This window comes from Odoribacter sp. N15.MGS-14, from assembly GCF_000980245.1.
Lineage (GTDB): Bacteria > Bacteroidota > Bacteroidia > Bacteroidales > Marinifilaceae > Odoribacter > Odoribacter splanchnicus.
On sequence record NZ_LARE01000107.1, the window covers coordinates 1 to 5,495 of the forward strand.

The 5,495-nt window shown below is 48.3% G+C and carries 5 protein-coding genes; 4 read left to right on the top strand and 1 reads right to left on the bottom strand.

Annotated features, from left to right (window positions below; genetic code table 11):
- Nucleotides 1-820: DUF4982 domain-containing protein (locus WS34_RS13980; RefSeq protein ID WP_286693808.1), on the top strand; the 820-nt coding region annotated here is incomplete at its 5' end.
- Here WS34_RS13980 and WS34_RS13985 read toward each other — a convergent pair.
- Complete coding sequence (locus WS34_RS13985; protein ID WP_046405560.1) at nucleotides 821-1,552, bottom strand: transposase; 732 nt, start codon at nucleotides 1,550-1,552, stop codon at nucleotides 821-823.
- A 154-nt stretch (nucleotides 1,553-1,706) separates the two neighbouring features.
- Here WS34_RS13985 and WS34_RS13990 point away from each other — a divergent pair, with 154 nt between their 5' ends.
- From WS34_RS13990 to WS34_RS14000, 3 genes are all read left to right on the top strand, one after another.
- Complete coding sequence (locus WS34_RS13990; protein ID WP_046405562.1) at nucleotides 1,707-2,285, top strand: RNA polymerase sigma-70 factor; 579 nt, start codon at nucleotides 1,707-1,709, stop codon at nucleotides 2,283-2,285.
- A 219-nt stretch (nucleotides 2,286-2,504) separates the two neighbouring features.
- Complete coding sequence (locus WS34_RS15795) at nucleotides 2,505-3,656, top strand: FecR family protein (protein WP_286693809.1); 1,152 nt, start codon at nucleotides 2,505-2,507, stop codon at nucleotides 3,654-3,656.
- Nucleotides 3,657-3,786: 130 nt separating this feature from the next.
- Nucleotides 3,787-5,495: SusC/RagA family TonB-linked outer membrane protein (locus WS34_RS14000; protein WP_286693810.1), on the top strand; the 1,709-nt coding region annotated here is incomplete at its 3' end.

A 5,495-nucleotide genomic window follows, 5' to 3' on the forward strand; every position in this document is an offset into this window, starting at 1 on the left:
GACCGGTATCGATTATTTGGGTGAAGCCGGACGTTGGCCTTCCCGTGGACTGTATACCGGATTACTGGATTTTTGTGGGGAGATGAAACCGAGGGGGTATTACCGGCAAGCTTTATGGTCGGATACTCCGATGGCATATCTGGGGACTTATCCTGTTTGGAATCGCGCGGATGCTCCTTCGATGGATGCCTGGCCGGTTTGGAATTACGAACCGGGGCAATTGATCCGGGTGGTCTGTTATACCAATCAGGAAAAGGCCCGTTTGGAATTGAACGGCGAAAGAATAGGGGAACTAAAGAAATATGATCAGCAAACCGGTATTATCTATTGGGATATTCCCTATGCGGAGGGAAAGTTGGAAGTGATCGGATTGAATGCAGGAGGAGAAGAGGTTGTCAGGAAGGCCATTCGATCGTCGGGACGTCCGTATGCATTAAGGGTAGAGGAAGTTGTCCCGGTAGTAATTACGCCGCAAGAAGGGGTTGCACAAATCCGGTTGCAAGTTGTAGACGAACAAGGGAATCCGGTTGTATTGGCCGATAATGAGATTACTTGCCAGGTGATGGGGGATGCCCGGTTGCTCGGACTTGAATCCGGGAATAATGAAGATACGGGTGATTATACCGATCGTAAACAACGGGTATATCATGGTCGTTTATTGGCTTATATACAAGCTGGAAAAACCGAGGGGACGATCCGGGTAAAATTTACTTCTCCGTTGTTGAAATCCGCGGAAATAGATTTGGAAATCAGAACGATCATGGGGACGGGGCAATTGTGCGAAATTTTCGCACAATTGCCCCGTCCCCATGATCGCTGATTACAGACCTCGGATGGTGTGAAATGAAATTCCGGTGAGCCTGGCTAACTGTCGCAGGCTTATAGAGGGATATTCCTTTAATTCTTTTATGATTTTTTTCTGGACATTGATAGGTAAGGTTGCAAAATCATCACCTGCAGACTTTTTCTCTATTAGGTGTTTTACTTCGTTATCTGTCAGGTTGTTCATTCTGTCAATGTCCATGTATTTTCCATCATCTTCACTACAGATGTAGGCTTCAAAATCTTCTTTCCGGTCGAAGAACAGGGGTAAAAATTCGGAACAGATGAAGGAATCATGGGCATTATAATAAGCATGATAACTGCTCCAGTTGTAGGAGGAGACTGTTTTACACAGGCCGGCTTTCAACGGATTATGTAAAATATAACGAAAACACCGTAGTAAATATCCTTCTTCCTCGATAGCTTCACTTTTGAAACGGTCTTGAAACAGATAGCCTCGCCGTTCATGTTTGTGATTAAACCAGCCTGCGTAGACCGAAGCAATATGATGAATATGGAAACTAAGCTTGTTGCTTTTTACAATCAAATGGAAATGATTGTCCATCAGACAATAGCAGTACACTTTGAAAGATTCGCTTACTTGCTGACTCAGGAGATTCAGAAACATTTGCCGGTCATCGTCGTCGTAGAAAATAGCCATACGATCTATACCACGTTGAATAACATGATAAACCTCTGTAGCTGACCGTTGACGGGCTTGCCTGGACATAAGACAGAAAAATTGGATTATCTACCAAATTTATGAAAAATATTTGAAATAACAAAATCGCACAATTGCCCCGTCCCCCTGATTGAAAAATTCCGGGAGGGATTGTTTATGTAAATTATTTTAACCAATATTGCAGTTCAGTAACGTCTGTGCTATGAGTGGTGACGGTGATGAAGTTTTATATGCAGAATTGGCAGGAGATTTAAGGCGACGGTCTCATCGGGCTTTTGAGCGGATTTTCAAGGAAATGGGACCCCCGTTATATCGTTTTGCCTTCTCTTATCTTATGAATGCGGAGATGGCGGAGGATGTGGTGCAGGATACGTTTATGCATTTTTGGTCTGTTCTGGGAACGCTGCCGGAGGATACACGGGTGAGTACTTATCTTTATGCTTCGGTGAAAAATTCCTGCCTGAATTATTACAAGCATCTCCGTGTGGAAGATACCAACCGGACAAAACTTACCGAAGCCTTGATTTATATGGGTTCACTGCAATACGAAGAGGGAGAGGACCTGTTCGGAAAGGTGCAGGACTGCTTGCGTAAACTTCCGGAGCAACAACGCAAGGTGCTTGAAATGAAGATTTTCAGGGATATGAGCTACAAGGAGATTGCCAGAGAACTGAACCTTTCGGAAGTCACCGTGCATACCCATGTCAAGAGGGCCTACAAAGCTATACGGGAGGCATTGCCTGTGGTGTATTTCTTATGGTCTGTCTTGGGTAAAATTTAAAGGATTCCATTTCCGGATCAAATGTTGTTCAGCGATTTCGTATTATTCTTCAAAATGTTGACCGGAGGTATTATTGTGGGTGGTTGGTGGCATCTTATTTCTTTCTGAATGATTCGGGCTATCGGACATATTTTTACTAAAATTAAAAAAATATGCTTTTTCTTGTCCCCTGTTTTTGTGTAAGGTTGTTTTACTTATAAAGACAGTTAATGACGAGGTATGGAAATAGATAAAATCAAAAAAGTAATGATGGGAAAAGCTTCCCGGGAGGATAGGGAGGAAGTGGAAGCCTGGGCGGGCGGATCGGCCGAACAGAAGCGATTTGTGGAAGATGCCCGGGGATTCTATGCCGGGGAGGGAATCCCCGATGGGGAAATAGAACAGCGGATGCGGCGGATTTGGCAGACGATGCCTGTGTCTATGTGGCGTCGCAGGATGATTTTCCGTTGGGCTGCTGCGGCGGCTTGTGTGCTTTTGGCGGTAGGGATCGGTTGGAGCGTATGGTTGCCGGGTACGCGTGAAGGCAGGATGATGCCGGATGGGCAGGAACAGGGGATACAGGCTGTGCAGTTGCTGTTGTCCGATGGTAGCAGGCATGAACTCGGGCCCGGTAGGTTGTCCGGTTCGATTCCCGGATTCCGTGTGGATACGGAGGGAGTGATCCGGCAGGAAGCGGTGGAAAGCGGAACGGGAGGAGATACCGTTCGTTATGGCGAAATCATGGTACCGCGGGGTGGGGAGTATAGGATGGTGCTGGCCGACGGGACACGGGTGATGTTGAATGCAGAGACGCGGCTGCGGTTTCCGGAGGCTTTCGGAGACGGCGAACGCAGGGTCTTTCTGGAAGGCGAGGCTTATTTCGAGGTGGCGAAGGAAAGAGAGCGCCCGTTTTGGGTGGATTTCCGCGAGGGAACTGTGCGGGTATTGGGTACACAGTTCAATGTGAAAGCGTATGGGGGAGAGGAAGCTGTGGCTACCTTGGTTCATGGGAAGGTGGAAGTGGCCAGGGGCCAGGAGGCTGTTGTGTTACAACCCGGTGAGCAATGCCGGATCGCTGCCGGTGAAGCGCATGCGCTGATCGTGGGTAAGGCCGACCTGATGTCCACACTGGCTTGGAAAAATGGGGAGTTCGTATTCAAGGACGCTTCGTTGGAACAGGTGATCGACGAACTGGCACGTTGGTATAATGTGGAAATGATGTACGACCACAGCTTGTTCCGGGAATCGCGGGTACACATTTATATGAACCGTTCTCAGACGCTTGACGAGGCGCTGGATATGCTTTCCAAGGCATGGAACATCCGTTATGAACGGCAAGGAACAAAGGTCTGGCTTGGGGAGCGGCATACCGGTGGGACTGATAGCGATTGAAATAGTTTAATTTAAGGTTGCGCAAAAGGCGATACCTTCCGATAGATTAAGAAACACGGGCGATGCTGACTCCATCTCCCGTGTACAGGATTGCCGATTGCTCAACAATCACTTTTAATTTTACAAACGTATGAAAAAAAATTATCTAAGGCAAATTTCCTGCTTGGGAAGGATGGCCCTGAAATGGTGGCTCTGCCTGTTGCTGGGAGGAATGTTGAATCTTCCGGCTACCGCCCAGCAGAAAACGGCACCCCGGGTCAACCTGAAGGTTGAAAAAACATCTTTGATCCATGTGATCGAAGCATTGCGCAGTCAGACGCGTTATAATTTCCTGTTCAATTCCAAGGACTTGCAGCCCTATACGGACATTTCCGTGCATTTGCAGTCGGTGACGCTGCAACAGGCGCTCGATAGCCTGCTTACCGGGCGGAAGACGAGACTGGAGTATACCATCGAGGGAGAAACGGTGGTGATCCGGAAAAAACAGATACAGGAGCAGCAACAGGGTACGGTAAACGGCCGGGTGACCGATAACCGGGGACAGGCGTTACCGGGGGTGACGGTGTTGATCGAAGGCACTTCATTGGGGACGTCTACGGATATGGAAGGTAACTACTCGCTTACTTCGTTGCAGGAGGGAGCGGTGCTGCTTTTTACAATGGTGGGGATGGAAACGAAGAAGGAAGCGGTGGGGAAACGTTCCGTGGTGAATGTCGTGATGCAGGAAGCCGTCAATGAACTCGAGGATGTCGTAGTGACCGGTGTGTTTACCAAAGCCCGGGAAAGCTATACCGGGGCGGCTACGACCATCACTTCGTCGGACCTGAAACGGGTGGGTAACCGGAATATCCTGAGTTCGATCCGCAATATCGACCCGAGTTTCCATATTGTCGACAATCCGGCGGCAGGTTCCGATCCGAACAGTTTGCCTGATATCACGATCCGCGGAAATTCGAGTATGACCTCTAATGTAAAGGATTTGCAGACGGAGTCACAGGCTACACAATCGGCGAATATGCCGCTGTTTATTTTGGATGGGTTCGAGATTACGCTTGAACGGATGATGGACCTTGATGAGAATCAGGTGGAGAGTATCACTCTGCTAAAAGATGCGAGTGCGACAGCCATGTACGGTACGCGTGGTGCCAACGGGGTGGTGGTGATTACGACCCGCCAACCCGAAGCGGGGAAATTGCAATTGACTTATAAGGGAGGTCTGGCGATCGAGGCACCCGACCTGACGAGCTATAATCTTCTGGATGCGCAGGAGAAGCTGGAATATGAGAAAGCTGCGGGGTTGTATACTTACAAAACCGGTCCCGGGAGTAACCAGCACAGCCTGGAATCCTTGTATAATTCGCGTAAGCTGGCTGCCGAACGGGGGGTAAACACGTATTGGCTGAAATATCCGGTGCGTACGGGCATAGGCCATAATCATAGCGTGCGCCTGGAAGGGGGACGAGAGGAAATTCGTTATGCCGTGGGCTTGGCCTACAAAAATATTGCCGGTGCTATGAAAGGGTCGGAAAGGAATACACTGAACGGCAATGTCTTTTTGTCTTATAGATTGAAGCACCTGACTTTCCAAAACGATTTGCAGGTGACGACGAATAAATCGCAGAACTCTCCTTACGGGACGTTTTCGGATTTTGCCAAGATCAATTCCTACTGGAAACCTTACGATGACGACGGTAATCTGCTGATGACCCTGGACGACCGGAATTACTCGAATGAGGCATACGGGGATAATTATAGTAACAAGGTGTATAATCCGCTCTACAACGCTTACCTGCCGAGTATCGACAAGAGTAAATATACACAGATCACCGATAATTTTGC